Below are 2,755 nucleotides of genomic sequence, written 5' to 3'. Positions count from 1 at the left end.
CGGACGGCGATCCCGTACGAAGTGTTCGGGCTGTAGCGCAGCTTGGTAGCGCACCTGACTGGGGGTCAGGGGGTCGCAGGTTCAAATCCTGTCAGCCCGACCGAAAAACTGCCTCTGACCTGCGGAAACGCAGATCAGGGGCAGTTTGGGATTTGAAGTAACTGCGGTCGGCGGTCGTGGCCTCAAATCCCGCTCTCATCGACCGGAAATGGCCTCTGACCTGCGGCGATGCAAGCCGCCGTCGGCGGGACCATCAAATCCCCGTCCGACCACCGCAAAATCGGTGAACCGTTTATGCACCAAAAACCCTGACGGACCCGGTCCGTTGGCCAGCGTGCGGAGTCCCTGGATTCCTCCTGGCAGGCGAGACGAGTTCGTCATGCCTGTCAGCGTCGCGCGTGGCATGGGCGCGGGTGATCGACGGGCGCCGAAAAGACAGCGCCAGAGTGCTGGCCAGCTGGCTGACGACCCCTGCGGTGTGCATGCAAAGCGCACGGATCTGCCTGCGGGCTCAGGCGGTCATCGCAACACTTCTGCGAGTGCTTGTGATGGTGTCTTGAATCCCAGGGTCTGTCGAGGGCGTTCGTTGAGCTCGAGTGCGATGGCGTCGAGATCGTCTTGGGTCAGCGTTCTGAAGTCCAGGCGTCGAGGCATGTATTGGCGCAGCAGCCCGTTGGTGTTCTCGTTGCTCCCACGCTGCCAGGGTGACTTCGGGTCACAGAAGTAGACATCGATCCCGGTCTCGCTGGTGAAGCGTTGGTGCGCAGCCATCTCGTGGCCCTGGTCCCAGGTCAGCGACTTCGCCAAGTGAGCGGGTAGATGCTGCACCGCCGCGGCCAGCGCGTCCGCGACGGCGTCGGCCTTGTGGTTCCCACCGGGCAACCCGACGAGGAGCAGGAACCGGGTGGACCGTTCGACCAGGGTCGCGACCGGGCTCATCTGTCGACCGAAGACCAGGTCGCCCTCCCAATGCCCGGGCACCGCCCGGTCCTCGACTTCGGCTGGCCGTTCGCTGATGTTCACGATCCCCGGCCGCGAACCGCGACCGTCGGGCACCCGCATCCCGTGCGCACGGCGGATCACCCGCCCGGTGCGCAGATACGCGGTCAGTTCCTTGTTCAACGCTCCACGCGACTGCACGAACAGGGTGCGGTAGATGCTCTCGTGCGACACATGCATCTCCGGGTCGTCGGGATAGGTCAGCTTCAACCAACCAGCGATCTGCTGGGGCGACCACCGCCGCTGCAGCTTCTCGGACACGAAGCCAGCCAACACCGGGCTCTTGACCAGCTTGCACGCCTTCGGCCTGGTCGATCGCGACCACGCCTGACTATCAGCAGACGCTGCACGGTAAGCACTACGGCCGCCGTTGGCGGCGACCTCGCGGCTGATCGTGGAGGGCGAGCGACCCAGTGCGGCCGCGATCGCGCGCAGCGACTGGCCGGCAGCCAAGCCGCGGCTGATCTCCTCACGTTCGACGAAGCTCAACCGGCCCGCGCCACGACAGCGTGGTTCGGGTCTTATCCCGCCGCACCGCAGCAGATAGGTACGCACGGTGCTGGACGGCAGTCCCAACGCTCGAGCCGTCGGCTTCACCGAATGCCCGGCCCTCAACCGTGACCAGATCTCATCAATGTCCCTAGGTGACAACCGCTGGTAGTGCTGCCGCGCCATCACGACCTCCTTGAGTCAAGGAAGTGTTGCAACGACCCGTTGAGAGCATCCCGATGTGCGAGCGGTTGAGTCGTGGGACCCTTTCGGGGTGGCGATCAGCATGTGGGTGCGTCGAGAGATGCCTGGCAAGGGCGAGCGACTGGACGAGGGCTCGCTTCCTTGGAAGGTGCCACAAGGCGTCCTGAATCTTCGTGACACGCCGCTTCTGGTTGCCGTGGATCCTTACGGCGACACGATGTTCAACCGCCTTCAGATAGAGCGACAGTTGCCCCGCGAGGTCGAATTTGTGCGCGCCCAACTCGGGACAGATTGGCAACCCATGCTCGACGAGTTGGAGCGGTTGATGGACGTAGCGACGGAGCGCGTGCACCGATACCTCTGGTTCGTCGGGGACTAAAGAGCTCGACTCTGCCGCTGTCGGAGCGGGACGCCCGACCATGCCGCTGTCGGAGCGGGACGCCCGACCATGCCGCGTTCCGCGCACTCGTGCCGACGAGAGCGCGTCCCCCTTCTGATCTCATCGCGGGTCGATGCACCGCGCGCCGCCGGTCCGCTTAGAGTCTGTCGGTGGCTAAAGATCGAATCCAGCAGCGGCTGCGCAAGTCGCTCAGCGAGCTCGAAGACGACGACTGGGGCGACCCGCCCGAGGGTGCAACTCCTCTAATCAAGAAGGTGCACGCCTTGCGCCATAAGGCGGTCTCCGATCTTTCGGATGAGGATCTTCGACTCTTGCTGGGCCAGAGCGAGGGTTTGCACTGGCTGGTGCCGATCGCGCTTGAACGGCTGGAACTTGACCCCTGTGCGTCGGGTGACATGGCTCCAGGAGCACTGCGCGAGCAGGTCGCCCGAGTCTCCGCTGAGTACTGGCACCGCCATGCCGATGAGCGAGCACGGCTTGAGAGCGTGCCTGACGTGCCGAAGAGTGAACAGGGCGTCTACCCACCCTAGTAACGCCCTCATCTGGCGCCCCTCTGTGTCAACCGGTGCTTGGGACGAGGTTCTTCACGTCGGCGGGATCTGGGCGTAGCGTCGGTTTGGCGGGTCCGGGAAGTGGCTTATCCGAAGTGCCGATGAGCGGGTG

Annotated in this window: 3 protein-coding genes and 1 tRNA gene; 3 read left to right on the top strand and 1 reads right to left on the bottom strand. The window is 64.4% G+C overall.

What is annotated here, in order from left to right:
- The first annotated feature begins 26 nt into the window (after positions 1 to 26).
- Positions 27 to 100: transfer RNA gene (locus tag V6M39_RS03685), tRNA-Pro, on the top strand.
- Between the two features lie 419 nt (positions 101 to 519).
- Here the strand turns inward: V6M39_RS03685 and V6M39_RS03680 are convergent.
- On the bottom strand, positions 520 to 1,674 hold the full coding sequence (locus tag V6M39_RS03680; RefSeq protein WP_332642324.1) for an IS30 family transposase: 1,155 nt from the start codon (positions 1,672 to 1,674) through the stop codon (positions 520 to 522).
- An 88-nt stretch (positions 1,675 to 1,762) separates the two neighbouring features.
- On the opposite strand from V6M39_RS03680, the gene V6M39_RS03675 reads away from it, so the two are divergent.
- Positions 1,763 to 2,071 (top strand): hypothetical protein, encoded by a 309-nt coding sequence (locus tag V6M39_RS03675; RefSeq protein ID WP_332642323.1) that lies wholly within the window; start codon positions 1,763 to 1,765, stop codon positions 2,069 to 2,071.
- A gap of 170 nt (positions 2,072 to 2,241) precedes the next feature.
- A complete protein-coding gene (locus V6M39_RS03670) occupies positions 2,242 to 2,622 on the top strand; it encodes a contact-dependent growth inhibition system immunity protein (RefSeq protein ID WP_332642322.1) in 381 nt (126 codons plus the stop codon).
- Positions 2,623 to 2,755 lie beyond the last annotated feature (133 nt).

The sequence above is a fragment of the Aeromicrobium sp. genome, assembly GCF_036675695.1.
Taxonomy (GTDB): domain Bacteria; phylum Actinomycetota; class Actinomycetes; order Propionibacteriales; family Nocardioidaceae; genus Aeromicrobium.
Note: the sequence above shows the minus strand (reverse complement) of the source record. Positions and strands in the feature narration are given on the sequence as shown.

Bases quoted from the DNA above. Each gene is read 5' to 3' on its own strand.
- V6M39_RS03680 (WP_332642324.1), bottom strand. From the start codon at position 1,674: ATGGCGCGGCAGCACTACCAGCGGTTGTCACCTAGGGACATTGATGAG.